The 25,553-nt window shown below is 48.4% G+C and carries 24 protein-coding genes and 1 riboswitch; of the genes, 16 read left to right on the top strand and 8 right to left on the bottom strand.

Annotated features, from left to right (window positions below):
• Nucleotides 1-12: 12 nt before the first annotated feature.
• Nucleotides 13-1,002 carry an alpha/beta hydrolase gene (locus tag KNQ18_RS14320; protein ID WP_149427978.1) on the bottom strand — a complete coding sequence of 330 codons (990 nt, stop codon included), beginning with the start codon at nucleotides 1,000-1,002 and terminating at the stop codon, nucleotides 13-15.
• 169 nt (nucleotides 1,003-1,171) lie between these two features.
• Between KNQ18_RS14320 and KNQ18_RS14315 the strand changes: the two genes are divergently transcribed.
• Nucleotides 1,172-2,185: a metal ABC transporter solute-binding protein, Zn/Mn family gene (locus tag KNQ18_RS14315; RefSeq protein ID WP_149427979.1), complete on the top strand. Its 1,014-nt coding sequence runs from the start codon at nucleotides 1,172-1,174 to the stop codon at nucleotides 2,183-2,185.
• Nucleotides 2,186-2,254: 69 nt separating this feature from the next.
• Nucleotides 2,255-2,359: riboswitch (SAM riboswitch) on the top strand.
• Between the two features lie 81 nt (nucleotides 2,360-2,440).
• Nucleotides 2,441-3,751: a Na+/H+ antiporter NhaC family protein gene (locus KNQ18_RS14310; RefSeq protein ID WP_075642934.1), complete on the top strand. Its 1,311-nt coding sequence runs from the start codon at nucleotides 2,441-2,443 to the stop codon at nucleotides 3,749-3,751.
• Between the two features lie 43 nt (nucleotides 3,752-3,794).
• On the opposite strand, the gene KNQ18_RS14305 is transcribed toward KNQ18_RS14310, so the two are convergent.
• Nucleotides 3,795-3,998 (bottom strand): hypothetical protein, encoded by a 204-nt coding sequence (locus tag KNQ18_RS14305; RefSeq protein WP_149427980.1) that lies wholly within the window; start codon nucleotides 3,996-3,998, stop codon nucleotides 3,795-3,797.
• A 157-nt stretch (nucleotides 3,999-4,155) separates the two neighbouring features.
• Here KNQ18_RS14305 and KNQ18_RS14300 point away from each other — a divergent pair, with 157 nt between their 5' ends.
• A complete protein-coding gene (locus KNQ18_RS14300) occupies nucleotides 4,156-4,968 on the top strand; it encodes an aldo/keto reductase (protein ID WP_050678472.1) in 813 nt (270 codons plus the stop codon).
• A gap of 125 nt (nucleotides 4,969-5,093) precedes the next feature.
• Here the strand turns inward: KNQ18_RS14300 and KNQ18_RS14295 are convergent, their stop codons facing one another.
• The 3 genes from KNQ18_RS14295 to KNQ18_RS14285 all read right to left on the bottom strand — a co-directional run bounded on the left by KNQ18_RS14295 (nucleotide 5,094) and on the right by KNQ18_RS14285 (nucleotide 9,723).
• A complete protein-coding gene (locus KNQ18_RS14295) occupies nucleotides 5,094-5,555 on the bottom strand; it encodes a hypothetical protein (protein ID WP_029342856.1) in 462 nt (153 codons plus the stop codon).
• Nucleotides 5,556-5,641: 86 nt separating this feature from the next.
• Complete coding sequence (locus KNQ18_RS14290; protein ID WP_149427981.1) at nucleotides 5,642-7,087, bottom strand: alanine/glycine:cation symporter family protein; 1,446 nt, start codon at nucleotides 7,085-7,087, stop codon at nucleotides 5,642-5,644.
• A 182-nt stretch (nucleotides 7,088-7,269) separates the two neighbouring features.
• Nucleotides 7,270-9,723 (bottom strand): CoA-disulfide reductase, encoded by a 2,454-nt coding sequence (locus tag KNQ18_RS14285; protein ID WP_215085231.1) that lies wholly within the window; start codon nucleotides 9,721-9,723, stop codon nucleotides 7,270-7,272.
• 200 nt (nucleotides 9,724-9,923) lie between these two features.
• Here KNQ18_RS14285 and KNQ18_RS14280 point away from each other — a divergent pair, with 200 nt between their 5' ends.
• The 9 genes from KNQ18_RS14280 (at nucleotide 9,924) to KNQ18_RS14240 (ending at nucleotide 18,758) form a co-directional block, all read left to right on the top strand.
• Nucleotides 9,924-10,451 carry a type III secretion system chaperone family protein gene (locus KNQ18_RS14280; RefSeq protein WP_023469644.1) on the top strand — a complete coding sequence of 176 codons (528 nt, stop codon included), beginning with the start codon at nucleotides 9,924-9,926 and terminating at the stop codon, nucleotides 10,449-10,451.
• Between the two features lie 156 nt (nucleotides 10,452-10,607).
• On the top strand, nucleotides 10,608-11,792 hold the full coding sequence (locus KNQ18_RS14275; protein WP_214806191.1) for a hypothetical protein: 1,185 nt from the start codon (nucleotides 10,608-10,610) through the stop codon (nucleotides 11,790-11,792).
• Between the two features lie 26 nt (nucleotides 11,793-11,818).
• Nucleotides 11,819-12,730: an NAD-dependent epimerase/dehydratase family protein gene (locus KNQ18_RS14270; protein ID WP_215085229.1), complete on the top strand. Its 912-nt coding sequence runs from the start codon at nucleotides 11,819-11,821 to the stop codon at nucleotides 12,728-12,730.
• Nucleotides 12,712-13,566, top strand: coding sequence for a lysylphosphatidylglycerol synthase transmembrane domain-containing protein (locus KNQ18_RS14265; protein WP_215085227.1), 855 nt, complete (start codon nucleotides 12,712-12,714; stop codon nucleotides 13,564-13,566). Before KNQ18_RS14270 ends, KNQ18_RS14265 begins: the two co-directional genes overlap by 19 nt.
• The gene (locus KNQ18_RS14260) at nucleotides 13,563-14,999 is read left to right on the top strand and encodes an alkaline phosphatase family protein (RefSeq protein WP_215085225.1); all 1,437 of its coding nucleotides are present in this window, start codon (nucleotides 13,563-13,565) and stop codon (nucleotides 14,997-14,999) included. The genes KNQ18_RS14265 and KNQ18_RS14260 overlap by 4 nt, the downstream gene beginning before the upstream one ends.
• Nucleotides 14,996-15,724: a glycosyltransferase family 2 protein gene (locus tag KNQ18_RS14255; protein WP_050678465.1), complete on the top strand. Its 729-nt coding sequence runs from the start codon at nucleotides 14,996-14,998 to the stop codon at nucleotides 15,722-15,724. Before KNQ18_RS14260 ends, KNQ18_RS14255 begins: the two co-directional genes overlap by 4 nt.
• On the top strand, nucleotides 15,721-16,455 hold the full coding sequence (locus tag KNQ18_RS14250) for a hypothetical protein (protein ID WP_023469650.1): 735 nt from the start codon (nucleotides 15,721-15,723) through the stop codon (nucleotides 16,453-16,455). Before KNQ18_RS14255 ends, KNQ18_RS14250 begins: the two co-directional genes overlap by 4 nt.
• Nucleotides 16,456-16,467: 12 nt before the next feature.
• The gene (locus KNQ18_RS14245; RefSeq protein ID WP_029342865.1) at nucleotides 16,468-17,385 is read left to right on the top strand and encodes an FTR1 family iron permease; all 918 of its coding nucleotides are present in this window, start codon (nucleotides 16,468-16,470) and stop codon (nucleotides 17,383-17,385) included.
• Complete coding sequence (locus tag KNQ18_RS14240) at nucleotides 17,382-18,758, top strand: hypothetical protein (protein ID WP_214772393.1); 1,377 nt, start codon at nucleotides 17,382-17,384, stop codon at nucleotides 18,756-18,758. Before KNQ18_RS14245 ends, KNQ18_RS14240 begins: the two co-directional genes overlap by 4 nt.
• A 72-nt stretch (nucleotides 18,759-18,830) precedes the next feature.
• Here KNQ18_RS14240 and KNQ18_RS14235 read toward each other — a convergent pair whose 3' ends face one another.
• Both KNQ18_RS14235 and KNQ18_RS14230 read right to left on the bottom strand, forming a co-directional pair.
• Nucleotides 18,831-19,397, bottom strand: a complete 567-nt coding sequence (locus tag KNQ18_RS14235; protein ID WP_064300661.1) for a GNAT family N-acetyltransferase — start codon at nucleotides 19,395-19,397, stop codon at nucleotides 18,831-18,833.
• A 98-nt stretch (nucleotides 19,398-19,495) separates the two neighbouring features.
• The gene (locus KNQ18_RS14230) at nucleotides 19,496-20,113 is read right to left on the bottom strand and encodes a YitT family protein (RefSeq protein WP_064300662.1); all 618 of its coding nucleotides are present in this window, start codon (nucleotides 20,111-20,113) and stop codon (nucleotides 19,496-19,498) included.
• A 410-nt stretch (nucleotides 20,114-20,523) separates the two neighbouring features.
• Here KNQ18_RS14230 and KNQ18_RS14225 point away from each other — a divergent pair, with 410 nt between their 5' ends.
• Nucleotides 20,524-21,873 (top strand): FAD-dependent oxidoreductase, encoded by a 1,350-nt coding sequence (locus KNQ18_RS14225; protein ID WP_058713917.1) that lies wholly within the window; start codon nucleotides 20,524-20,526, stop codon nucleotides 21,871-21,873.
• A gap of 287 nt (nucleotides 21,874-22,160) precedes the next feature.
• Here the strand turns inward: KNQ18_RS14225 and KNQ18_RS14220 are convergent, their stop codons facing one another.
• Nucleotides 22,161-22,643 (bottom strand): VOC family protein, encoded by a 483-nt coding sequence (locus tag KNQ18_RS14220; protein ID WP_214772248.1) that lies wholly within the window; start codon nucleotides 22,641-22,643, stop codon nucleotides 22,161-22,163.
• Between the two features lie 131 nt (nucleotides 22,644-22,774).
• Here KNQ18_RS14220 and KNQ18_RS14215 point away from each other — a divergent pair, with 131 nt between their 5' ends.
• From KNQ18_RS14215 to KNQ18_RS14205, 3 genes are all read left to right on the top strand, one after another.
• Nucleotides 22,775-23,659 carry an SDR family oxidoreductase gene (locus tag KNQ18_RS14215; protein ID WP_214772250.1) on the top strand — a complete coding sequence of 295 codons (885 nt, stop codon included), beginning with the start codon at nucleotides 22,775-22,777 and terminating at the stop codon, nucleotides 23,657-23,659.
• 341 nt (nucleotides 23,660-24,000) lie between these two features.
• The gene (locus KNQ18_RS14210) at nucleotides 24,001-24,552 is read left to right on the top strand and encodes a maltose acetyltransferase domain-containing protein (protein WP_035395634.1); all 552 of its coding nucleotides are present in this window, start codon (nucleotides 24,001-24,003) and stop codon (nucleotides 24,550-24,552) included.
• A gap of 97 nt (nucleotides 24,553-24,649) precedes the next feature.
• On the top strand, nucleotides 24,650-25,534 hold the full coding sequence (locus KNQ18_RS14205; protein ID WP_251133431.1) for a hypothetical protein: 885 nt from the start codon (nucleotides 24,650-24,652) through the stop codon (nucleotides 25,532-25,534).
• The last annotated feature ends 19 nt before the right edge of the window (nucleotides 25,535-25,553 follow it).

The raw sequence follows: 25,553 nt of genomic DNA, 5'->3' as shown, positions 1-25,553 counted from the left end.
TGTCTCCCTCATTTAAGAAATATGACTGATTGTATCATGTTTTCCATTCGGAAGTTGTCGCGGTGGCAACAGTAGCACCTGACAGGTGAAACGTTCAATTCGTTCAAGCAATCGCTCAATCTTTAACGGATTTTCCGTCTGAGCGAAACTGGCAAGTGAGTGGGTGCCATTCGGAAAGGAAAACAAACGAACATCGGCTCCGACATCGGCTCCCTTCTCAACGAAATGCAAAGCTTGAGAAAACGGGACGATCGGATCTTTTTTACCGTGCAAGAGCATGATGGGCGGGGCATCCGATGTTAGGTGCGTGACGGGTGAGACGTGCGTCATCAGCTTGCGCCATTCTTCTCGTCCCCCCTTGTAGAACTTAATGTGGGCAATCCAAGTCTGAATGAAATTAAACAACAAAAAGTTCGTCGGTGGATATAAAGCGATCACACCACTGATCAATGGCATGTGCCGCTCATCGCGCTCACCGACGAAAGCAGATGGGGCAAGTGCCGTCGTCAGCATGAGTGCGGCTCCTGCTGAGTCTCCCCATACCATCATCCGTCCTCTTAGAATGCGAAGATCCTCTGCTTCCTTATTCAAAAAACATAACGCATCCCGTACATCTTCGAGGTTATCCGGAAAATAACTGCCCTCTTCGAACAAACGATACTCAATACTACAGACGGCAACTCCGAGTTCAAGCAGACGGTCGACGATTGGACTAAAGCAGAACATGTCATCGCGCTCTCCACGAACGAATGCACCACCGTGTGCATAGATGGCAACTGGAAACGGTCCTTCTCCCGGTGGATAATAGAGATCGAGCTGTAAGATGCAGTCTCCCACCTGTTTGTAGGTGAGCGTCCGCGGTGCAAGTTGTTTTTCTGTGAGTGGCAAGGCGGGTTCGGTCCATCGAAGCAATGCACCATAATTGTTCCAGATACTCGCTCCCGCTGCTGCCGTCGTCAATAACGCAGCTCCCCCCATTAGCCATGCAGTTTCACGTTTCACTTGATCACCTCCAAAAGACGTGCCAGTTTCTTCACTTTATTATCCTTCTACCCCGTTTTAAAAGAAGTCGAACGTCTCGGTATTCGTACTTGACGCTTCACCAGCGTTCCGCTATAGTGAGAAAGTCCAAATCGGAATAGTTACGTTTTAATAATGGAGGTATCATATAATGAAAAAAATCATTCCCGCTTTAACAGTCGCTTTCGCAAGTGCAAGTGTTCTCGCTGCTTGCGGTTCGAATACCGATTCATCGACTTCAGATAAAACCCAGACAGAAGTCTATGCATCAACGTTCGCGACGGCTGCTATTGCCCGCGAAATCGGAGGGGATCAAGTCAACGTCAAGATGATCGTCCCACCTGGAGCAGACCCCCACTCTTACGAGCCGACGTCAAAACAACTCACCGAGATTGCTAAGGGCGACTTGTTCCTCTTAACCGGTACGACGCTCGAGCCGTATTCGAAAAAAATCCAGGAGAGTCTAAAAGGCACGGATGTCCGCTTCGTCGAGACGAGTAAGGACGTCAACTTGCTAGAATCGGATGCTACACTTCATGCACATGAAGAAGAGGAGCATAGTGAAGACGAACATGCCCACGAAGAAGAAGGGCACGATGATCATGCAACGGATGAACATGCGCATGAAGAAGAGGGTCATGACCATGGAAAATACGATCCACACGTCTGGCTCGATCCTGTCAACGCAAAAGCAATGGCACGCTCGATTACAACTGCTTTATCAAAAGAAGTACCAAAAGACAAAGCAACATTCGAGAAAAACTTAAAAGCGTTCGATCAGCAAGCTGATGAATTGGACGAACAATTTAAACAAGCTGTCGCTGATGGATCGAAAAAAGAACTTCTCGTTACGCATGCCGCTTACGGTTACCTCGCAGAACGATATGGTTTCACACAACTGCCGATTGCGGGAATTTCTCCTTCCGATGAACCGTCACAAAAGCAACTGGCCGCTTTAGTGAAAGAAGCACGGATGCATGATTTGAAATACGTCGCGTTCGAAGAGACGGTCTCACCAAAGGTCGCACGTGTCATCCAAAAAGAAATCGGAGCTGAATCCGTGACGATTCATAATCTAGAGTCGGTCACGAAAGCGCAACAAAACAGCTCTTATTTCAAGTTGATGGAAGAAAACGTCCAAACATTGAAAAAGGCACTTCAGTAAAGTACAGTTGACACGCGTTACTCAATGCGGTACGGTAAGAAACGTGTTTTACAACAATTGAATGACTTCTTTTTATCGCGAGAAACGGAGGGACTGGCCCAATGATGTTTCGGCAGCGGACGATTTGATTCGTACTGTGCCAAATCCAGCAAGCGAAAGCTTGAGAGATAAGAAGAGCGTCTTTATTTCATAAAGACCTCCTTCTTTCTTGCGAAGGGGTCTTTTTTTGTATCTTTGAGAAACGAGGTGTCAACAATGAATGAAACGATCACGCCTAACAAATGGGCACTGCTTCCCCTCGTCGTATTCCTAGTTCTCTTCATCGGAGCCGGGATCTTCTATGACGACTTTTACAAATTTCCGATCCTTATCGCCGCACTGATCGCTTTGATTTTTGCTGCAATCACGACGAAAGGATCCATCAATCAAACGGTCGAACGAATCGCAACGGGTGCCGGAAATCCTGATATCATGATCATGGTCTTCATCTTCTTACTAGCCGGTACGTTTTCTGGAACAGCAGAAGCAATCGGCGCCATCGATGCGACCGTTAATGCTGCTTTGACGTTCCTACCTCCGTCGCTCCTCATGAGTGGTCTGTTCATCATCGCTGCCTTCATCTCAATGGCAATGGGGACATCGACTGGAACGATTGCTGCACTCGCGCCAATCGCCTTCGGTATTCATGAAGCGACAGGCATCAACGTTGCGATCGCAGCGGCTGCTGTCGTTGGTGGATCGATGTTCGGCGATAACTTGTCGTTCATCTCGGATACGACGATTGCCGCCGTCCGGACCCAAAAAACGAACATGCGCGATAAATTCCGGACGAACTTCATGATCGTCCTACCGGCTGCTATTTTGACGGTCATCCTACTCGCATTCGTTTCTGGTTCTGGTGACGTCGTCGAAGCAAAAGCATTTGAATTCTACAAGTTGATTCCATATCTCGCTGTCATCGTCCTTGCACTATTTGGCGTCAATGTCATTCTTGTCTTAATTGGTGGTACGTTACTCACCGGCATCATCGGTATGATTGATGGTAGTTTCGGCTTGAGTGGCTTCGTCCTCTCGATGTCTGAAGGAATGATGGGCATGGCGGAGATCTCCATTTTGACGCTCCTCATGGGTGGTCTCGTCAGCTTGATTACGTTCAACGGTGGAATCGCCTTCTTAAAAGAGACGCTGACACGCAAGATTTCACAGCGTCGTGGTGCCGAATTCAGTATGGCGGCACTCGTTAGTGCAACGAATCTCGCGACTGCAAACAATACGATCTCGATTCTCGTCGCTGGACCACTGGCAGCTGAAATCGCCGATACGTATGAAGTCGATCGAAAAAAATCGGCGAGTATCCTTGATATCTTCTCTTGTGGTATTCAAGGCATCATTCCGTATGGAGCACAACTATTGATCGCAGCAGAATTGACGAAAACGGCTTCACCGGAACTGATTCCGTATCTGTTCTATCCGTTCCTCCTCTTCGTCTGTGGATCAATTGCCATCTTCTTCGGCTTACCACGCATGAAGAAGACAGCGACGAAGCAAGAAAAAATTTCTTCGTAACCATAAAACAGGTCCAATCGCGTCGACGATTGGACCTGTTTTATTATTTATTCTGCTTCGCTTGTCGTTCTAAGATTAAGTAAGCGATTGCCGGAAGCGGGAACTGAACGAGTCCAGCGCCTCCCCACACCCATGGATTACGTCCTGACTTTCGCGCACTAAGAAACAGACCCACTGCCTGCGTTACTAACAAGGCGCCAATGCTAAGCCAAGTACATTTGGATAGCTTTTTATTCTTTTGAGCCATCTTTTCTCCCCCTCTTTTAACACACGATTAAATCTCACGATTCTTTTCTATTTTACCTTATTTCATTCCTCCATGAGCATGGAAACGGACGTCTTCGTTCGTTCATGCTAAACTAAACGAGCAAATCTAAACTACGTTTTATGAGGAGGAGTAACACATGCAATACGCAAAACTTTCAAACGGTATTACGATTCCCCAAATCGGATTCGGTGTCTGGCAAGTAGATGAAGAGACAGAAGCACCTGCTGCTGTCGCTGAAGCATTACGTGTCGGCTATCGTCATATCGATACGGCTGCTGTCTACAAAAACGAGCGCGGTGTCGCAAAAGGAATCAAGGAAAGCGGCGTGAAACGTGAGGATCTCTTCTTAACGTCAAAAGTCTGGAACGATGATATTCGTGCCGGTCGGACGAAGGAAGCATTCGCAGAATCGCTCGAACGTCTCGAAACAGATTATCTTGACCTCTATCTTATCCACTGGCCGGTCGAAGGCTATATCGAAGCGTGGAAAGCAATGGTTGAACTGTATGAAGCAGGCAAGATCAAAGCGATCGGTGTCTCGAACTTCAAAGAACATCACCTCGATACATTGGCAGAAGAGGGCTTGATGGCACCAATGATCAACCAAGTCGAGTTGCATCCACAATTACCGCAACACGAACTGCACGAATACTTGCAAGATCACAACATTCAAGTCGAAGCATGGAGCCCACTCATGCAAGGGAAATTCCTCGAAATCAACGATTTCAAGGAAATCGCAGAGAAACACGGCAAGACACCTTCACAAGTCGTCTTACGTTGGCATCTCGACAACGGCATCGTCGCTCTTCCAAAATCCGTTACACCAGAACGCATTGCGGAAAACTTCGACGTCTTTGATTTCCAACTCGATGCCGATGATCTTGAGAAAATTGATCGTCTGGCAACGGATGTCCGCCTCGGACCGGATCCGGACGAAATCGATTTTTAATCTGACGATTCACGTAAAAGAGAACGTCTTCCATATGAAGACGTCTTGATTCATCTGAACGACGAGAGACCCGTTTCCAGTCTACGACTTGGAAGCGGGTCTCTTTTTTTTATGATTTAAGCTGTTCAGACATAATAAATTAAAATCGTATCTTCCGCTTCTTCTGCCTTTTGAAAATAGGCACGTAAATCGGCGAACTGTTCCCAGATATCCTCGAATTCGCCCGGTGTTCCGGCTTCATCATGAATCGAAGCGAGTGCCCGTTGATCAAAATTCCGCATCACCTCAGCCGAGATGATGAGGAGTGGCAAGGGCAGAATACCGACAATCGCCGCTTTCTCCTCATTGACGATCAACTCTTCGCCAACGATCGCTCGTCCCAGGTTGTAATGTGTGTCTTGATCAATATAGATATCGATTTGATTCATCAAATGATAGATGGCGTTCGTCTGTTCGAGGGCGAACAATTGTTCATGATCGGGTTGTGTCTCATGAATGAATAAAATCCAATCCATGATGATGTGGGGATCGTTTCCGAACGACTCCCAGACCGCATCCGTGACGCGGACGAAATGTACGTTTTCCATTCTCCCCCTCCCTTCTGTACTCTGTATTCCCTTTTTAAATTCGTTCTATACAAAAAAAGAGCCAGATTTCTCTGACTCCCTTTTCCTTAAATTGCTTTTTCGTCTTTTTCTGATTCTTGCCATGCTTCAAGCGTATCTTTCCCTGGCAAGTTCGGAATCGAGTCCGTATAGAATCGTGGCTCTTTTCCAGCTTTTCGTTGCCCGACATAATCTTCGAGCGCTAGTTTCGCGATTTTCGAGAGACGGAAGATCGCATACAAGTTAACGATCGCCATCAGTCCCATAAAGATATCTGCTAACGCCCACACGAGGTTCGCCGATTCAACGAGTGAACCGAAGACGATCATGACGAGAACGAGCATACGATATGCCATCAAGACTTGTTTATTTTCACGGATGAAGTTGATGTTCGATTCACCGTAGTAGTAGTTTCCGACGACGGAACTAAAGGCAAAGAGGAAAATCGCGACGACCATGAATCCTGTCGCGAGTGATCCCACTTGTGATGCGAGCGCCCCTTGTGCTAAGTCGATCCCAGCTACCGGTTGACCACTAGCATCTTTTGTTGCCACTCCACTGACGAGAACGATCATCGCTGTCGCCGAACAGACCATCAACGTATCAACGAAGACCGCAAACGATTGAATCAACCCTTGTTTGACCGGGTGAGAGACTTCCGCTGTTGCCGCCGCGTTCGGCGCTGAACCCATACCGGCTTCGTTCGAGAACAAACCACGACGAATCCCGTTCAAGAGTGCTGCACCTACTGCACCACCTGCGAGTGTCTTGAATTCGAATAGACCTTCTTGGAAGATCAATTTAAAAATACTTGGCAGTACTTCAAGATTCGTAGCCATGATGTAGAGTGCGATCAGAATATAACCACCGGCCATGATCGGTACGAGGAACGACGCGACGGTTGCGATACTACGGACGCCACCAAAGATGACAAGTGCCGTCAGCACGACTAGTCCGACCGTAATCCATGTCTTATCAAAGCCGTATTGATTTTGAAGTGAAAGCGAGATCGTATTCGATTGAACGGAATTGAAGACAAACCCGAATGAGATCGTAATCAAGATACTAAATAAAATCCCTAACCAACGTTGACCGAGTGCTTTTTCCATGTAATAGGCAGGGCCCCCACGCCATGCCTTATCGTCCCGTACCTTGTAGATCTGCGCGAGTGTACTCTCGACGAATGCCGATGCCGAACCGATCAAGGCGATCAACCACATCCAGAAGACCGCTCCTGGTCCACCGAGTGCGATCGCTGTCGCGACACCCGCGATATTACCAGTACCGACACGTGCTGCCGTACTGATCGCAAATGCTTGGAATGGCGACACGCCGTCTTTCCCTTTATCCGTTCCTTGGAACAGTAAGCGTAACATCTCCGGTATCATCCGGAATTGAACGAACCGCATCCGGAATGTAAAATAAATGCCTAATCCGATGAGTAAGATGATCAGTACGTTTGTCCATAACATATCACTGATTCTACTGACTACATCCATTACCTGCTTCTCCATCCGATTCCCTCCACTTCCACCACATAGTTTCTCTTTTTAGATGTAAACTTTTTTCACATGTGAATTATCATACGCAATTTTTTTTGAAAAATCAAACTCATCTATACCTCAGACGACAAAAAACGTGTCAAACCTCACATCAGATGTCAGGTTTGACACGTTCATTTAAACAGGTTTTTAGATTAGATGAACAGATTCAGATTGGCATCATCCGTTGCACCAAGGTAACTGGCGACGCCACCATAATCGATATCATCCAGTAATTCCTCTTTCTTGATGCCCATGATATCCATCGACATCGTGCAGGCGATCATTCGGACACCAGCAGCTTGTGCTTTTGCCATCATCGTCTCGAGTGCATCGACTTGTTTGTCCTTCATGACTTTTTTCATCATTTTTTGACCGGCGCCTGCCATGTTCATGTTCGAGAGCGGCAGCTCCCCGGCATGTTTCGGCATCATCATGCCCATCATCCGTTCGATTCCTGCTTTCTCAACTGCCGGTGCGTCTGGTTTTCGAATGATGTTCAAGCCCCAGAACGTAAAGAACATCGTCACTTGTTTTCCCATCGCTTGTGCACCTTGCGCAATGACGAAAGAAGCAAGTGCTTTATCAAGATCACCACTGAAGACGACCATCGTCGCATCATCTGCCGGATTGACTTGAACCGGCGCTGCAGCTGGTGTCTCCCCTTGCCCTTTTTCAAGCAAGACCTCGACGACCCCTTGATTCATTTCCGCTGAATGGACCGTGTGACCTAGTTTTTTCGCCCATGCTTGAACGTCTGGTAAGAATCCTGGATCTGACGCCTTGACGAAAATTTGCTCGCCGTCCGTCATCTGATCGATTTTTGTTTTCAGCTCTAAGATTGGACCTGGGCACTGTAAACCGCACGTATCGAGCAGTGCCACTTGTTCTGGTGCAGCCTTCGTTTTTGGCTCACGTTTCGTTACCGTCACAGCAGTCTCCTCCTTCGCTTGGCTTCGCGCTTCTTGATCACGATGCACGACCGACCATGTTTTGTAGCCACCGCTTAAGTTTTTCACATCATAACCGTGTTGTTGCAACAGTTGACTTGCAACATATCCACGTAATCCGACTTGGCATGTCACATAGATCGTTTGATCCTTCGGCAGATCATCCAACTTCTCACGTAACGTCGGTAACGAGATATTGACTGATCCCGGAATCGCGCCTAACTCGTTTTCCGATGGTTCACGGACATCGAGTAATAAGCCGCCATTGGCGACGATCGCATCGATTTCGTGCCAATGAACGTTCGCACTGTCACCAAGTACGATGTTCGACGCAATATATCCTGCCATGTTGACCGGATCCTTCGCTGAACTATATGGCGGTGCATATGATAGTTCAAGATCTGGTAGATCAAGCACTGTCAATCCACCTTTAATCGCTGTCGCGAGAACATCGATTCGTTTCTCGACACCTGTCATACCGATTGCCTGCGCTCCGTAGATCGTTCCTTCGATCGGATCAAATAGTAACTTCATCGAAATTGGACTCGCCCCTGGGTAGTACCCCGCATGCGATCCCGGGTGGAGATGCACGGCTTCGTAACGTAGACCGAGCTGACGTAACCGTTTTTCGTTGTTGCCGGTCGAAGCGACTGTCAAGTCGAAGACTTTTGCTACCGCTGTTCCGAGCGTGCCGCTGTATCGAACATCGCGTCCTGCGATGATGTCAGCAACGAGGCGTCCTTGACGGTTTGCCGGCCATGCGAGCGGAACATGTGTCGCTTCCTTCGTGATATAATCTTTGACTTCAATCGCGTCACCGATCGTAAAGATTGATGGATCGGATGTCCGCAGTTGGTCGTCGACTTGAATCGTCTGTTTGATGCCAAGTGTTAAACCAGCATCTGCTGCGAGCGTGCTCTCCGGTGCAACACCAATCGATAGGATATTCATCTCTGTTTCGATCACGCGTCCGCTTGTCAGGACGACACGGCGACCTGCCTCTTCAAAACGAGCAACGCCATCTTCTAGAATCAACTCGACACCTTTCGCACGAAGATGTTCATGAACGATCGCTGCCATTTCCGGGTCGAACGGAGCCATGACTTGATCCGCCATCTCAACGAGGGTGACGTGCGCCCCACGTTCTGCGAGATTTTCTGCCATTTCAAGACCGATGAATCCACCGCCGATGACAAGTGCTTTATCAGGACGATTTGTATCAACGTATTCCCGCATCCGGTCCGTATCTGGGATGTTCCGTAACGTAAAGACGTTCGTTGCGTCATCGAGTCCTGGAATGTTCGGACGGATCGGTTTTGCACCTGGAGAAAGAATCAGATGATCGTACGATTCATCGTATTCTTCACCCGTTTCGACGTTGCGGATCGTGACTGTCTTCGCTTCACGGTTGATCCGAATCGCTTCCGACAAATTGCGGACATCTAAATTAAACCGTGCATGCATGCCTTCTGGCGTTTGGACGAGTAATTTATTGCGATCTTTGATGACATCTCCGATATAGTAAGGTAGTCCACAGTTCGCGAACGAAATCTCTTTTCCTCGTTCAAGCAAAATGATTTCTGCCGTTTCGTCAATCCGACGCAGTCGTGCTGCAGCCGTAGCGCCACCAGCGACGCCGCCTACGATGATCGTTTTCATCTGATGATTCCTCCTCGATTTTCTATCTGCCACTTAATATACCCTGTCAGGTATGTATTTTCAAGTCAGTTGCTCTCAGATTCACAAACATGACATATCTCTACTCTTTTGTATTTTCTTCCTATCTTAACGGACATTAGTTGCAATTCCTTCTGAAATGCTTGAAACTGAATTTATAGTATATAAAGGGGGATTTTGCAATGGACCAGGAACGTAACTCGAACGAATCAAACGAGAACAATAAAGTGACACCGATTCACCAAGATCGTCAACCCGAAACAAACGAGCAAGGAATCGCGCCGCAACAGCAACAACACTTGGAAGCTTTTCAAGCTTTCCTCGTTGAAAAAGGGATTCCAATGGAAGCACGTGAGAATGAGACACACGTCTTCTTCATGACACAAGAAAAAACACCTGCAGGAGCAGAACCGATGATGATGATCGTCTTCAGTAAGACGACGACAGATGTCGAATTGTTCGCTCGTACGGTGACACACGTACCAGACGGTGTCGAGGATCTCCCGATTCTGAACGCCATCAATGACTTCAACCAAGAATTCAAATACTTCCGCGTCGTTCTCGACAGCGACCGTGATGTCACGATCGCATCAACGATCGATCTTGATCACGGCTTCAATCCGGCTGCGATCTTCGGACATTCTGTCATGATGTTCCAAGCATCAGACGAAGTCTACACGTATTTGACAAAACTGTACGAACAGTTCTAATTTCTCATTTTAAAACGGCTTTGGAGCCCTGCTCCGAAGCCGTTTTTTTCTTTAAAGTTCAATTGACAATGAGAATTATTCTCGCTATAGTTAGATTTGTGAAAACGACTACATGACGGAAAACGTCTTATTAATTCTTCTGGGGGAATCACGATTATGAAAAAACGTTTAAAAGTAGCTTCAATCTTCATGGTAGCCGGTATCTTGGCTGCCTGCGGTTCGAATGAAACGGATACGACTGCACCGAAAAAAGAGAAAACGGAACAGTCGACCGAAACAAAATCAGCAGATGCGGGAATCGCTGCAACGACACTGACAGATGAATTGACGATCTTCAGCTCAATCAAAACAGAACTCGACAAAGCAAAAGAAGGACAAGCGATTGATTGGAAGATGGTCAAGACAAGTTATGAATCGAAACTAAAAGGTGGTGTCGAGACGACAGCACCAGAAATCGAACAAGTCATCCAGTCTGCTTTAGCAGGTGTTGAAGCGAAGGATCTCGATGAGAACATCGCTCGTCAACTCGTTGATAAAGGTCTACAATCGTATTTCTATAAATTACAAAAAGCAACGCAAGCAAAAGCTGAAGAAGCACTCGTAGCTGGTAAACCGGAAGCTGCAACGGAAGCACTCAAGGATGTTGAAGCGATGGCGAAGACCGTCTTCATTCCGACAGCTGAAAAACGGGACGCGAGCTACGGCTTCAAAAACGAAGACGCAATCGCTCAAGCGATCACATCAGGTCTTGCAGCTCAGCAAGAAGCCATCGACGCGAAAGAACTCGGTGACTTCAATGTTGCGAAACAAGTGACGGATAAATCGATTTATCGTTCCTTCTATTTAGCTGCACTCGGCTACGCACAAAAAATCGAGGATGGTGTCAAAGCCGGTACGGACGAAAAAGAATTACAAATGGAGCAAGCAGAAGGATACGGTTTCCTCCTTGCGATCGAAGAATCGTTAGCAGGTGGAGACGAGGAAGCTGTCAAAACGCTGAAAGAGCGCTATGATTTCTCAAAAACCAAACCAGCTGACGTCTCTTACAAAGAAATCGAAGGATTGTTCGCAAAAGCATTGACGGAGAAAGTCGACGGGTATCATGACGAGGCACAAGAAGCGATCGAGAAGAAAGACGTCGATACAGCACGTGCAGAAGCAATGGAAGCGAACATGTTCGTCGTTGCGATGAAACCGACGCTTGAGAATCGTCTCGGCAAGGACAAAGCAGCACAAGTCGCACAAGACGCAAACGAATGGTTCGCACTCGTCGAAAAAGGCGACGTCAAGGCTGAAACGACAGGTGAACGGATCACAGACGCACTCGAACCACTTAACTAAGAAGGAAATGGAAATGGAGGGATAAGATGAATATCGGAATCACAGGAGGTGCCGGCTTCATTGGCGCCGCCCTCGCCCTCCGGCTCCAGCAACACCATACCGTCCATGTCCTTGATGCTTTCACGGACTACTATGATGTCCAGTTAAAAGAAGAACGAGCAGATGAACTAAGACGTGCCGGCGTTACCGTTACGACGGGTGACGTTCATCACGATCTCGACGCCTGGATGAAGACATCGTTCGACGCCGTCTTCCATCTCGCAGCTCTTCCAGGTGTTCCGCATTCGCTCGAAGAACCGCATCACTATATTCGTGAGGACATCGATATGACGGTGACCTTGTTAGAAGCCGCAAAAAGACATGGCATGCCGCATGTCTTTTTCGCGTCTTCGTCTTCCGTTTACGGGGAGCAGACGGGTCCGCTCAAAGAGGAACAGGCAACGGGACATGTCGCCAGTCCTTACGCGGCAGCGAAGTATAGCGCTGAAAGCTTTTGTCATGCTTATGCTCATTTATATGATGTAAATGTGACGCTGTTTCGCTTCTTTACAGTCTATGGTCCATCAGGTCGTCCTGATATGGCGCTGTTTCGATTCATCGAACAGGCATTACGCGGAGAGACACTCACCGTCTTCGGTGATCCAATCCGTGACTTCACGTATATCGATGACATCACCCGCGGAATGGAACAGGCGTTGCTGACTCGTGCAGTCGGGACGTATAACCTCGGTGCGAATCAGCCAGTCTCCGTCCGCACGCTAGCTGAACGGATCGGTCAACGGTTTAATGTGCCTGTGAAGACTCAAACTGCACGACGCGGGGACGTGACGATGACATGGAGTGATACGACGGCGGCACAGGAAGCCTTCGGTTACCAACCGTCAATCGAGATCGATCTTGGACTGGAGCAGGTGATCGCGTGGCATCAAAACCGCTGATTCGAACGTTTCTGTACCTGACGCTTACCGGGCTTGTCATCTTTTTACTGCTCCGTTTTTTCTTGGAGTTACCGGTCTCTTATCGGTACATTGAGGCTTTATTCAAGAGTCCGTGGACGATCCTTGCGACCTTGACGTATGCAATCGCCTTTTATTTACGCGCGGTCGCCTGGCGCCGCACCGATGCAAAACGTGCACCGACTGCTGTATACCTGTCGAGCCTGTATCTCGGACTGACGATCAATCACCTCTCACCGGTCAAACTCGGAGAGATGATCCGACTCGTGACAGCAAGAGCCGTCGGAAGTCCCTGGAAACAGACGAGCGCGATTTTCGTCTTACAACGAAGTATTGACTTGATCGTTCTGTGTACCTTCATTTTGATTGGTTGGTTGTTTCACCCGATCGTCTTGCTCGTCGCGCTCCTTGCGACCGCGTTATTGCTCGTGTTACGTCGACATGTCCCGCATCTCCCATCGCTCGTCCTGTTCGGAACGCTCGCTTGGGCCGTCGAGGCACTCGCCGTCTTCCTCCTCTTGCACGGAGCAGGTATCGATGTGTCCTTCCCGACGACATTGATTGCGATGAGTGCCGGTGTCCTGTCTGGTGTGATTCAATTCACGCCGGGTGGACTCGGGACGTATGAACTCGCGATGGGTACAGTGTTACGCCAAGCCGGTGTTGCTCATGCGTACGACGTTGCCTTGATGACGCACTTCTTTAAATATGCCTTTGCTTTTCTTATCCCACTGTATGTTTTCATTCGGCATCCGGCTACGCTTCGGTTGTTGGTTCGTCAGCTCAAATACACTGATTGGAAAGGAGGAAGACGATGAAAAGTGCTTCTCGCTTTGAAAAAGTCGCAGCACGCGCCTGGAACTTACTCAATGAAGGAAAACCCTTCACACCCATTTTTACGATCGGCGTCTTCTTGACGTACGCCTTATGGACGCAGATGCCACTCGCAGAAGCTGGTCTTGGTTTCATCGTGACGCTTCCTTTATTTATCTTGCTTTGGCGTTATGACTTTCCGTTATTTTTACGAAATTACCTTTGGATCCCGGTCATCGTTTGGCTGTTCCTTCGGGGTACGAATGCAGATTACTTACCTTTGTTCGCCTATGGCGCAGGTCTCTATTTCTTCTTTACGATTTTTTTCTGGGGAACGATCTATTATCATCTCCGGATCGGAACGCGCTGGACGAACTTCACGCGTTTTTGGAAACTCGTTCTGAAGAATAGTGATTCGACAAGTGGTAACGCGCAGGAGCAACTGCCTAAGGTTGCTCTGTTGCTCATGTACTGGTGGACGGCAGGTGACGCATCGACACTCGACATGACGTTCGTCTGGTTCCCAATTGGTCTATTCGTCTTTGCATGGATCCTACATCACTACCTGTTCGACTGGAAACCGAAGTTGCCCGAGGCAATGACGGCAGATGCCGATCTTCCGACTTCAGAAAAAGTCTATGTTCTGATTGTCGACGGGATGCGTAAAGATCGCTACATGGCAGCAAACACGCCGTTCCTCGAACGATTGCGTCAGGAAGGAACGGAATATACGAATATGGAGACTGTCTACCCTGCCCGGACCGTCGTCTGCTTCAGTTCGATGTTCACGGGTGCTAGCCCAGAAGATCACGGCATTCATTCGAACATGGTCTGGAATACGATCGGTGTTAAAACGGATACTGTCTTCGATCGTCTCCGTGCCGTCAATAAATCAGGAAAAATTCTTGGCATCGCGCACCTTGTCGATGCGTTCGGTTCAACCGATGTACGGACCGTCACGGCGGTCATGCATAACGATGTCGCGGATCGAAATATCATAGAACGTGCCAAACAAATCGTCCATGAAGAGGATCCGGATCTGCTCGCGATTCAGTTGATCGGAACGGATCAAACAGGACACAGTCGGGGCACCCTCTATTCCGAGTATGTTCAAAAAATCGAAGAAGCGGATGCATTACTCGCTGAATTTTGTGAGGAGCTCGATCGTCTCGGTAAACTCGAGGATGCGACACTCATCGTCATGGCAGATCACGGTCAAGCGGACGGAATCGGTGGACACGGTCACTTGGATGAAGGCGAACGGTTCGTTCCGTTCTGGATGTATGGTAAGAACGTTCATGCCGGTCTGAAAGTGGATACGCACCGCCATATCTTGTCACTCGGACCGACGATCACAAAAGTCCTAGGGGCAGACATCCCGCACGATAGCCGTGGTGTGCTGTTGACAGAAGCGTTCAAGGAGGCGAAGTCTAAATGAAGATCATCGTCTTTTTACCGGCCCACAATGAGGAAGTGTCGCTCCCGCTCGTCTTAAAACGAATTCCGGACATGATTGACGGCATTCCAGTCGAGACCCTCGTCATCGACGACGGCTCAGTGGATGCGACGAGTACGATTGCGCGTCAACACGGCGCACATGTCTATCGGTTCGAACAAAATCAAGGACTCGGCGCTGCAGTCCGGGAAGGACTCCGCCAGTCCTACGAACTCGGCGCTGATGTTGCTGTCATGATTGATGCGGATAACGAATATCCTGCCGATCAAATTCCAGATATCGTCCGACCGATCTTACACGATCAGGCCGACTACGTATTCGGTTCCCGCTTCCTCGGTACCGTCGACGGGATGCGGCTCTATCGCTATATCGGCAATCATGTCTTCACGTGGTTGCAATGCCTTTTATTGAAACGTAAAATCCATGATGGTCAAAGCGGGATGCGTGCTTTTTCACGCGCAGCGTGTCACCATGCTGAGATCATTCACGATTATAACTATGCCCAAGTATTGACCCTCAATCTCGTCCGAAAAGGCTTCCGCCTTCACGAAGTCCCGATCCGTTATCGGGTCCGGGAAGCAGGAAAGTCTTTTATCCGTCTGAATTATGTCCAACGTGTCCTCCCAGCGATTTACCGGGAGTGGCGACGACCAATCACACAGCTTAGCGTTGAAGAACGCATGGAACGAAAGGAGCACCTCGGATGAAACGCCTTCTTTTGCTACCGCTCCTCCTGCTCTCACTGTTCGTGAGCACTTCCACGGTTTCCGCTTATAGTTACGGAGACCCAGGAAAGGAAGCTTTTGCGGAAGCCTATAAACAATTTGAAGAACAACTCGATGCTAAGGATTACGCGCTTGCGAAAGAGACGCTTGCCGCCTATGATAAAGAATTCAAACTGTATTTCCCTGAAGCGAAAGCGAAGATCGACACGGCTCTCGAACAAGAAGATGCAGAGGCTGCCAAACAAGCGTACCGCGTCGCTCTCCGTCAAAATATCGAACGTCGCCTGCACTTTGCTGAAGAGCAGTTCGAGGACTTCGGTCAAGCGAAACTCTTACTCGCGAAAGCCCGCGGGACATACGATGTGCTCGCACCTTACGTCAAGGAAAGCAAGGATGCACAAACATCCGATGACGTGTATACTGCATTTGATGAATCATTAAAGGCACTCGGAAACCCTGGTCTGTTTGGGGTCGGGAAAAAAGCGAGTGATGAAGAATCCTTCAAAGAAAACATTACGATGATCGAAGATACGTTGACTCCCCTCTTCGTCCTGCCGGGTGAAGAAAAAACAGGCGTCTTCACGGAAGAAGACTCCTTCCTCGGTCAAACGTTCGGAACGGACGCGATTTGGAAATTGATTGCGCTCGGACTCGTCATCGTACTCATCGTCATCGTCGTCATTGGTCAATGGAAGAAGAAACGCCGCTCATAAGGAGGAAGACAGATGGATTTTCAAGCGTTTTTGATTACGCTTCGGGAGTGTCTCGAGGCTGTTCTCATCGTTGGGTTGATCTTGGGTTATCTCGATCGATTGAACGCTCCACAATATAAAAAGTGGGTCTACGCAGGTGTGGGGTTGGCACTTCTCGCTAGCCTTGGTGTCGCGTTCCTGTTCCAAGTCGTCTTTACGAGTTTTGCGAGCTTCGGAAGCGATACGTATCTCCGTCTCGGCATCATGATGGTCTCCGTCCTGCTCTTGACACACATGGTCCTCTGGATGGGGAAGGAAGCGAAAGAGAATCAAAAAGCCTCCCAAGCGAAGGTCGCCGCTGCCGTCTCGACGGGTAGTGCCATCACGATGATCATCCACTCCTTCCTCGTCATCGTTCGAGAAGGAATTGAGACCGTCTTCTTCTTCGCTGCCATCTCAGGTGGGGAAATCGAAAAAGTACTGACGAGTTACGGTGCGGTTTCCGGTCTGTTACTCGCCTTGATTTTCGGATACTTATTCGTTTCCGGTTCAATGAAGATTCCCGTCAAACGCTTCTTCCAAGTAACGGGCGTACTCATTCTATTTATCGCAGCCGGCATGCTCGTCCAAACGATTGGACGCTTCCAAGATCTTGGTTTGCTCGGTAGTCTCTTGATGAATGCTGACGGCACACCAGCTGCTGTATATAACATCGTCGGCTTCATGCCGGAGCACTACATCGATCAGGTGCAATACTTGCGTGATACAGGAAACTCAACATTGATCAGTGGACAGATCGGAACGTTCATGGGTGCGATGTTCGGATACAGCCATAACCCCTCGCTCGAACAAGTCGTCGCTTGGTGGGGCTACTTCGCCTTTGCCGGTTGGATGTTGCTCCGTCAAAACAAACCATCGAAGTCATCAAAGTCCTTACAGGAGGTTTCTTGACCGTCCGAAGCGATCGTTCACGTCCGCGTGGACGATCGCTTTTTTGGATCACGTTGCTATTCATCGGTGGCTGGATTGGTTTACGGATCAGTTACGTCAGTCCCTTCATCGCGAGCTACGATATTGCGAACTTCACGTTAGCTGTGACCGATTATGATCTGGCTGATTTACGTCCGCACTTTCCGGGTTATCCCTTTTTCATCTTATTTGCCAACCTGTTTCTGCCGCTGATGATACCTGTCAAAGCGCTCGGACTCGTCTCTACACTAGGACTGGCAAGTGCGCTCTTGCCACTTTACTCGCTCTTTCGCCGTCATGCCTATGATACGGCTCGGCTGATCGCTGCCTTTACCGTTCTCTCCACTGCCTCACTCGTGACGTTCGCTGCGACAGGGATGTCGGATGGGCTCGCCCTCGGACTACTCGTCTGGTACGGCTGGAGCATCGAACGCGCACGGCATCAGATTCGTCGCTGGCTTCCGTATCTTCTGTTCGGTTTACTGATGGCGACTCGCCTATCCTACGCGCCGTTTGGTTTCATGTTGCTTGTCCTGCTGTGGCAGGTACGAAAGGATTACTGGCAACTCATATCCGAGTGCGCCCTTCTTGTTCTGGCACAGCTTGCTTGGTTGCTCCCGGTCGCTTTTTCTGTCGGTGGACCCTATTCGTTTCTTCAATTATCACTCCGCTTCGTCAGCGGTCATTTTTCCGATTGGGGTGGTTCTGCTCAGACCGATGATGCTTCTATCGTTCAACGATTTGTTCAGACGCTTCAGCAACTCTTCTGGCATGGGATCGGCTATGGCACGTGGATCGGACTAGTGTCAGGACTGATGCTGTTTTTACGAAAACGTTGGGCGGTCAATGTCGCTTGGGGAGCGACGGCTGGACTCTATTTCGTCTGGGTCTGGCTCGGACAAAACATCGATAAACCCCGTCATGTCTTACCGCTTGTCCTATTGCTACTCATCTGGTTGATCCGTCAGCTTCCGTTGCGGATGTATCTGCCGTTTTTAGTCATTCAGTTGACGATCGGTAGCCTCGCGTTAAACGAGCAAGCCACGCGTCCTCCGGCGACGATTGAACTAGCGCGTTACGTAGCGACTCTTCCAATCGGCGCGACAGTCTTTACCGACGAGGAAGCTCGCCAATTCCAGTCCGAACGACCGGATGCCGCGATCGTTCCGATCGGATCGATCAGTAAATGGAACGCAGAACCAAAATCCGACCAGAGTTACGTGACTGGTCGATTGCTCGAGCGCCTCCACGCTCAAGGCGTGCGACCAAACGTCAAACAAATCGTTCGCTTCACGAGTGATACCCGATACGAACCGGAAGACGCGCAAGCGATGCTGTATCAACTAACGCCTTGACGGCACGACTACATGTATACGAAAAACCATGTCGATTCCCGAATGACACCGTGGAAATCGACATGGTTTTTTTCATTGCTGCGTATCGTAACGACGTTCCATATAATCAAAGGTACCGCCGCTGATTTCAATCGTCCGGACTGGTTCGAAGCCGAGACGACGATACAGTCGCTGTGCCCCGGCGTTCGTTTGATCAGCGTTTAAGGTGAACGCTTGTAGTCCTCGTTTTTCCCCTTCTTCCGCTGCTGCCTGCAATAGTTCTGTTCCAATTCCTTTTCCACCATGACGCGCGTCAACCGATAAAGTATCCAAGTAATAGACCGGTCCTTCCGTCTCGACATCGATCTGGATATCTTGACCCGTCCAACGTTTCAGTTGTGCTTTGATCGGTTCGTCGAGTCGTTTCGCATCCGTCCCGGCATATGCAATGACGATACCTGCTACTTCACCCTCGATGATTTTCACGAGGATGTTCTCATGGCTCAGTCGATTTCCTGTTTCAGCGACGAAGTACGCGAGTCTCTCTAAAACTTCCTCCCGCTTTGTCGTTCCCGTCAGTGTCTCAGCAATCTCATGAATCGCCTGCTCAATCAACGGGGCAATCTGTTGCGCTTCAGAAGCATGTGCTTGTCGAATCATCTCATCCTTCTCCTTTCGTTTTTCTAATCCATGAACCTGAAAAATCGGACTCGACGGTGTCGAATCCGATACATGATTTTGTTAGACATTCATCTGTCTCACTGCGTGACTTTTTGTACGACAGGTGCCGGTACGATGACAGGCTCCCGTGTCATGACAGCCACGACACGTCCAGCGATCGCTACAGCCAGTAACGTATATAACGTTAAGCTGAGCGGCAGATAGACGAGTGAGATCACTAACACGATGGCATCGAGTCCGAACAAGATCGTTCCGATCGATAGACCTGTCAGTTTGCTGAGTCCCATCGATAGCAAATCGTCTCCACCTGTTGCCGCTCCACTTTTCAAAACAAGTCCGAGACCATATCCGGTCACGATTCCGCTAGCGATCGCTGCGATGAGCGTCGCTGGCCAAGCCTGTTCTGGAAAGTGGAACAAATCGAGTCGGTGCCACATCTCATAAAAGACTGATAACGCACCTGCTGAGAGTAACGCTTCGCTGACGAAACGTTTCCCTTTGAAGTACAAGGCACCGATGAAAAATGGAATATCGAGCACGATCATTGAGATCGAAGGATTGATATCAAAAAAGTATCGACCGAGCAACGATAATCCGATAAAGCCGCCTTCTGCTAATCCGAACTGTTCATTCAATGTGTAGTAACCGAACGCCATGATCAGCGTCCCGGTTAAGATGGTTGCGATTCGTTTCATGTTTTATTGTCCTCTCCCGTTTACATCGTGGGAGAGGTTTTATACGTCCCGTTTGGGTATTCATCTATTTTCGCTCTCCCTGATTTTTATAAGCCATTACCGTCTGTTCGTTATGACCGGTACTGCTAAAAATCAGGTAAGCTGAATAGATGATTGGTCCTCTCGGTATCCATCGGTTTCCACCCCTTCATTAAAAATCTATTTTCATTATAACCCGAATTTCAGTAACTAAAACAGTTTTACGCATTCTTCACATAATCCAAACACTTTTGCTCACTCATTCACAATTTAGACAAGATTATGCTCAATGTTGAACAAACTACTTGAAAACGACCTTGTGAAGGATTACACTAAGTATATCAAATGAATGTGATATTTATCACAAACAAAACACAAAGGAGACTTTACCCATGAAAGTAGCAGTCATCGGATGTACACACGCAGGAACAGCAGCAGTCAAAGAACTCGCTTCACAACAAGACGTCGAGATCACCGTTTATGAGCGGAATGACAATGTATCGTTTCTCTCTTGTGGAATCGCGCTTCACGTCGGTGGTGTCGTCAAACATGCGGAATCGCTTTTCTACTCATCACCAAGTGAACTCGCTGAACTCGGCGCTGAGATGCGTCTGAAACATGATGTACTTGAAATCGATAGTGAACGCCAAACGATCGTTGCGAAAAACCTCATGACTGGTGAAGTCGTTCACGATACGTACGATAAACTCATCATGACGACTGGATCATGGCCAATCATTCCGATGCTTCCCGGCATCGAATTGAATCAGATCGAGCTCTGTAAAAACTATCACCACGCTCAAACAATCATTGAAAAAGCGACAGATGCAGAGCGGATCACAGTCGTTGGTGCAGGGTATATCGGTGCTGAACTCGTCGAAGCGTTTGAAGCATACGGAAAAGACGTCACGTTCATCGATAGTGCGGATCGCATTCTCAACAAATACCTCGACCGCTCGTTCACTGACGTCATCGAACGTGAATTGACAGACCGTGGTATTCGCCTCGAACTCGGACAAACCGTCCAAAGCTTCAAAGGGGAAAACGGCGCCGTGACACACGTCGTCACAGACAAAGGAACGTTTGAAACGGACCTCGTCATTCTCTGTGTCGGTTTCCGCCCAAGTACGGAACTCTTAAAAGGACAGGTCGACATGCTACCGAACGGTGCCATCATCGTTGACGATTATATGCGGACAAGCAACCCGAACATCTTTGCTGCTGGTGACAGCTGTGCCGTCTATTACAATCCAGCTCGGACACATGCCTATATTCCACTCGCAACGAATGCTGTCCGGATGGGAACATTAATCGGTAAAAACTTACGCGCACCAAAGATTCGTTACCAAGGAACACAAGGCACATCTGGTCTTCGCCTATATGATTTGAACATCGCGTCGACTGGTTTGACAGAAGAAGCGGCACCCTTGTTCGGACTCGAAGTGAGTAGCACGACAGTCACAGATGCGTATCGCCCAGAGTTCATGCCAACAGCAGAAGACGTCCAATTGAAGCTCGTCTTCGAGACAGCAACCCATCGTGTCGTCGGTGCACAAATCATCTCAAAAGTGGATTTGACACAAGCGATGAACACACTGTCAGTCGCGATTCAAAATGATATGACACTTGAAGAGCTCGCTTTCGTCGACTTCTTCTTCCAACCGCACTACAACAAACCGTGGAACTTGCTGAATCAAGCAGCTCTGCAAGCGATGAATGAGCGTCAATCCGCTCGTGTCTAAGCGCATTACACGATCAATCAAATGAGGCTGACTTAAAAAAAGAATGACGCGTCTTTTCACGCCCTTTCCTCAGGCGAGACACAAGCCAGTTTTCCTGCTTCGTTGAAGCAGGAAAGCGGGTCTTGTTCGTCTCTGACAGCGCATAAATGCGCTTGTTCCTGTAGGAGTGGCGTGTGACGCGTCATTCTTTTTGTTACGAGATAAGGATGGCAGATCATCATTCTGCCACACTTATCTTTGTAGAGACTGACTTTTGAGTCAGCCCCGTTTTAGACTGAAGACACCAGTTATATCGTCTTTTTCTCCGATTCAGTCTCAAATAGATGTTGCCAGTCTTGATACGGCATCGTGCCATTCACTGTTTCCATATCAAAGCGTAACGGTGCAATCAATTCGAGCGAATTGCCATCTGGATCCTCGAAGTAGATCGCCGCGTGCGCATGTGGATGGTTATCGAGAACAAGCGGTTGATCGGCTGCCGCTACACCAAAGGCGGATCGGACTTCAATCCCTCTCTCCTTTAACCAGTCCTGTGCTTTATCGATATTTTCTTGCTCCATCCGAAACGCCACATGTCGAATCGATGGATGATACGGTAACTCGGCTTGACCAGCTCTCCATAAACCTAACCAACTCTTGCCATGCTCGATCCAAAAGAAAGCGACGCGTTCATTTCGGAACGCACATGCTAGACCTAATTTTTCGTAAAAGACAATCGATCGTTCAAGTTCTTTGACCGGTAAATGAGCTTCATACAGTCCAGTAATCATCTTCTTCACACTCCTTTTTTTCTAGTGTAAACCATCAATTTCCAAATTTACTATCATCAGAAACGTTTAATCCGACCTGTTGAGGGAACATACACCCTATACCAAAACCAACTTTCAGGAGGAATGTTTACATGGCTGCATCGAAAAATCCGTTAACCCAATACTTCAATGACGATTTCCCAAAACAATATCAGGACGCACCAGCGGTTCAAGCAAAAATGGAACCTGTTCCCGATTGTGGCGAAGAGAGTTATAAAGGCTCTGGCAAATTGATCGGCAAAAAAGCACTGATTACGGGTGGCGACTCCGGCATCGGCCGAGCAGCAGCAATCGCCTACGCTCGTGAAGGGGCTGACATCGTGCTCAACTACTTACCAGAAGAACAACAGGATGCTGAAGAGGTCAAAGCACTCGTTGAAGCAGCGGGACAAAAAGCATATCTCTTACCTGGTGATTTAAGTGATGAATCGTTCTGTGGACAACTCGTCAAAGAAGCACACAAATCGCTCGGCGGGCTCGACATTTTGGCACTTGTCGCTGGTAAACAACAAGCTGTCGAAGATATTCTCGACCTGTCAACGGAGCAATTACGTAAGACATACGAAATCAATGTCTTCTCCCTTTTCTGGGTCGTCAAAGCAGCCTTGCCACTCTTAAAAGAAGGGGCTTCGATCATCACGACGACATCCGTTCAAGGATACAACCCAAGCGCGAACCTCTTGGATTATGCATCGACGAAGTTTGCCATCAACGGGTTCACGCGCGGACTCGCTAAACAAGTCGCGCCAAAAGGAATCCGTGTCAACTCCGTCGCACCTGGTCCGATTTGGACACCACTTCAAATCTCGGGCGGTCAGCCAAGCGAGAACATTCCAGAGTTCGGACAGGAAACACCACTGAAGCGCAGTGGTCAACCGGTCGAACTGTCGGATGTGTATGTTTTCCTCGCTTCAGACGCTGCGAGCTATGTTACAGCGCAAATCTATGGTGTCACAGGCGGAATCGAATTAGCATAAGAATTGCATTTGACGGGAATGACTCAAAAGTCAGTTTCTACAAAGACCAGGGTGGCAGAATGATAATCTGCCACCCTTTTCTCGTAAAAAAAGAAGTGCTCGTTACACGCGACTCCTACAGGAAAAAGCGCATTTTTGCGCTGTCAGAGACAAACAAGACCCGCTTTCCTGCTGAAGAAAGCAGGAAAGCTGGCTTGTGTCTCGCCTGAGGAAAGGGCGTGAAAAGACGAGTCACTCTTTTTTGAGTCAGCCCCCTTTACGTATATCTTAACGGGATATCAGTTGCATCACCGGGTACCATTTAGTCTAATGAAAGTATTAACGATGAAGGAGTGAATCAGATGACTGAAAAAGAAAAGATGATTCAAGGGGAACTCTACTTAGCACAAGATCCGGAACTCGTAGCTGACCGTATCCGAGCACAATCGCTCTGTTATGAGTTCAATCAATTGAGTGTTCATGATGGGACTAAACGGAAAGCACTTCTTCAACAATTATTCCAGACGGAGCAAGCCGACTTTTACATTGAACCGACCTTTAAATGTGATTATGGCTATAACATCACATTAGGGGCTCGCTTTTATGCCAATTATGACTGTGTCTTGCTCGATATTTGCCCGATTACGATTGGTGACAACTGCATGCTTGCTCCAGGAGTACATATCTATACTGCGACCCATCCACTCGATCCTGTCGAGCGCAACAGCGGTTATGAATTCGGAAAACCGGTCGTCATCGGAAATAATGTCTGGATCGGTGGACGTGCGGTCATCAATCCCGGTGTGACGATCGGAGATAATGCTGTCATCGCCTCAGGTAGTGTCGTCGTCAAGGATGTACCGGCAAACAGCGTCGTCGGTGGAAATCCAGCCCGAGTCATCAAAACAATCTAATTCTCATCAAATTCTAATCTGTTCCTCAGCTTCCTTTCACATGGTCTGGTTATTCTATGTATAAGAACAACAGCCACTACTAAAGGAGGACATCATCATGACTGAAAAACGAACAGATAAAGGGAATAAACGTTTCAAAAAAGGAATCGCTACACTTGCCGTAACGGGTACAGTCTTAACAGGAGCCGGAGCGTTTCTTCTCTTCACAGGTCCAGGACACTCTCTCGTCAACTCGACGGTCACCACTTCACAGCAGGCAGAGCAAAAAGTCGAAGCTGCTTCGCGCCAAGTCGAACAAAAGCTTCCTGCTTCGATGCGTGACGATCAAGAAATCGAAGGCACATTGCAAAAAGTATCGGATCGTTCGATGACGATTGACGTCAACGGTGACACTCAGACGTATGACTTTGCTTCGTCAGTCGAACGCGAAGCCGTGCAAGAAGGCGATTGGGTCAAAATCGATCTGAATGCGAATCAGCAAATCACGGAACTTGAGCGAGAAGATCAAGATGATCGGAATGACCGAGAGGACGATGGCAATCGCTCAGATGATTCATCGGATGATGCGAATGAACGATACGGCATCCTTCGTGCCCTATCACAAAGTGAATTGACACTCGAACAAGATGGACAAGAGACGGTCTACGCGATTGCGGATCGTGCGGAACGCGACGCTGCGAAATCTGGGGATATCGTAAAAATCGAATTGAATGCGGACGGTCAAGTCCGTGAAATCGACCGTGACGATGACGACGAGGATCGTAATGCTACACGCGACGAAGACCGTGACGATGCACGGGAGCAAGAAGTCCGCGGCACGCTCGCTAAAATAACGAATCAAGAGATCATCATCGAACAAAACGGTGCACAAAAGTCATACTCTCGTGCATCAAACATGGAACAAGATGATGACGTCCGCGTCGGTGGTTCCGTCAAACTTGAGTTGAACGCGTCAGACGAAGTAACAGAAATCGATGAATGATCATTAAAGGAGGATGTTT

The organism is Exiguobacterium sp. s78, assembly GCF_018618985.1.
GTDB lineage: Bacteria > Bacillota > Bacilli > Exiguobacteriales > Exiguobacteriaceae > Exiguobacterium_A > Exiguobacterium_A abrahamii.
Note: the sequence above shows the minus strand (reverse complement) of the source record. Positions and strands in the feature narration are given on the sequence as shown.

Coding starts and splice junctions, on each gene's coding strand:
- KNQ18_RS14275 (WP_214806191.1), top strand. CDS start 10,608: ATGAAAAAACGTTTAAAAGTAGCTTCAATCTTCATGGTAGCCGGTATC.
- KNQ18_RS14235 (WP_064300661.1), bottom strand. CDS start 19,397: ATGATTCGACAAGCACATGCTTCTGAAGCGCAACAGATTGCCCCGTTG.
- KNQ18_RS14300 (WP_050678472.1), top strand. CDS start 4,156: ATGCAATACGCAAAACTTTCAAACGGTATTACGATTCCCCAAATCGGA.
- KNQ18_RS14215 (WP_214772250.1), top strand. CDS start 22,775: ATGGCTGCATCGAAAAATCCGTTAACCCAATACTTCAATGACGATTTC.
- KNQ18_RS14250 (WP_023469650.1), top strand. CDS start 15,721: ATGAAACGCCTTCTTTTGCTACCGCTCCTCCTGCTCTCACTGTTCGTG.
- KNQ18_RS14225 (WP_058713917.1), top strand. CDS start 20,524: ATGAAAGTAGCAGTCATCGGATGTACACACGCAGGAACAGCAGCAGTC.
- KNQ18_RS14260 (WP_215085225.1), top strand. CDS start 13,563: ATGAAAAGTGCTTCTCGCTTTGAAAAAGTCGCAGCACGCGCCTGGAAC.
- KNQ18_RS14210 (WP_035395634.1), top strand. CDS start 24,001: ATGACTGAAAAAGAAAAGATGATTCAAGGGGAACTCTACTTAGCACAA.
- KNQ18_RS14315 (WP_149427979.1), top strand. CDS start 1,172: ATGAAAAAAATCATTCCCGCTTTAACAGTCGCTTTCGCAAGTGCAAGT.
- KNQ18_RS14295 (WP_029342856.1), bottom strand. CDS start 5,555: ATGGAAAACGTACATTTCGTCCGCGTCACGGATGCGGTCTGGGAGTCG.
- KNQ18_RS14285 (WP_215085231.1), bottom strand. CDS start 9,723: ATGAAAACGATCATCGTAGGCGGCGTCGCTGGTGGCGCTACGGCTGCA.
- KNQ18_RS14255 (WP_050678465.1), top strand. CDS start 14,996: ATGAAGATCATCGTCTTTTTACCGGCCCACAATGAGGAAGTGTCGCTC.
- KNQ18_RS14290 (WP_149427981.1), bottom strand. CDS start 7,087: ATGGAGAAGCAGGTAATGGATGTAGTCAGTAGAATCAGTGATATGTTA.
- KNQ18_RS14310 (WP_075642934.1), top strand. CDS start 2,441: ATGAATGAAACGATCACGCCTAACAAATGGGCACTGCTTCCCCTCGTC.
- KNQ18_RS14305 (WP_149427980.1), bottom strand. CDS start 3,998: ATGGCTCAAAAGAATAAAAAGCTATCCAAATGTACTTGGCTTAGCATT.
- KNQ18_RS14245 (WP_029342865.1), top strand. CDS start 16,468: ATGGATTTTCAAGCGTTTTTGATTACGCTTCGGGAGTGTCTCGAGGCT.
- KNQ18_RS14205 (WP_251133431.1), top strand. CDS start 24,650: ATGACTGAAAAACGAACAGATAAAGGGAATAAACGTTTCAAAAAAGGA.
- KNQ18_RS14220 (WP_214772248.1), bottom strand. CDS start 22,643: ATGATTACTGGACTGTATGAAGCTCATTTACCGGTCAAAGAACTTGAA.
- KNQ18_RS14270 (WP_215085229.1), top strand. CDS start 11,819: ATGAATATCGGAATCACAGGAGGTGCCGGCTTCATTGGCGCCGCCCTC.
- KNQ18_RS14230 (WP_064300662.1), bottom strand. CDS start 20,113: ATGAAACGAATCGCAACCATCTTAACCGGGACGCTGATCATGGCGTTC.
- KNQ18_RS14280 (WP_023469644.1), top strand. CDS start 9,924: ATGGACCAGGAACGTAACTCGAACGAATCAAACGAGAACAATAAAGTG.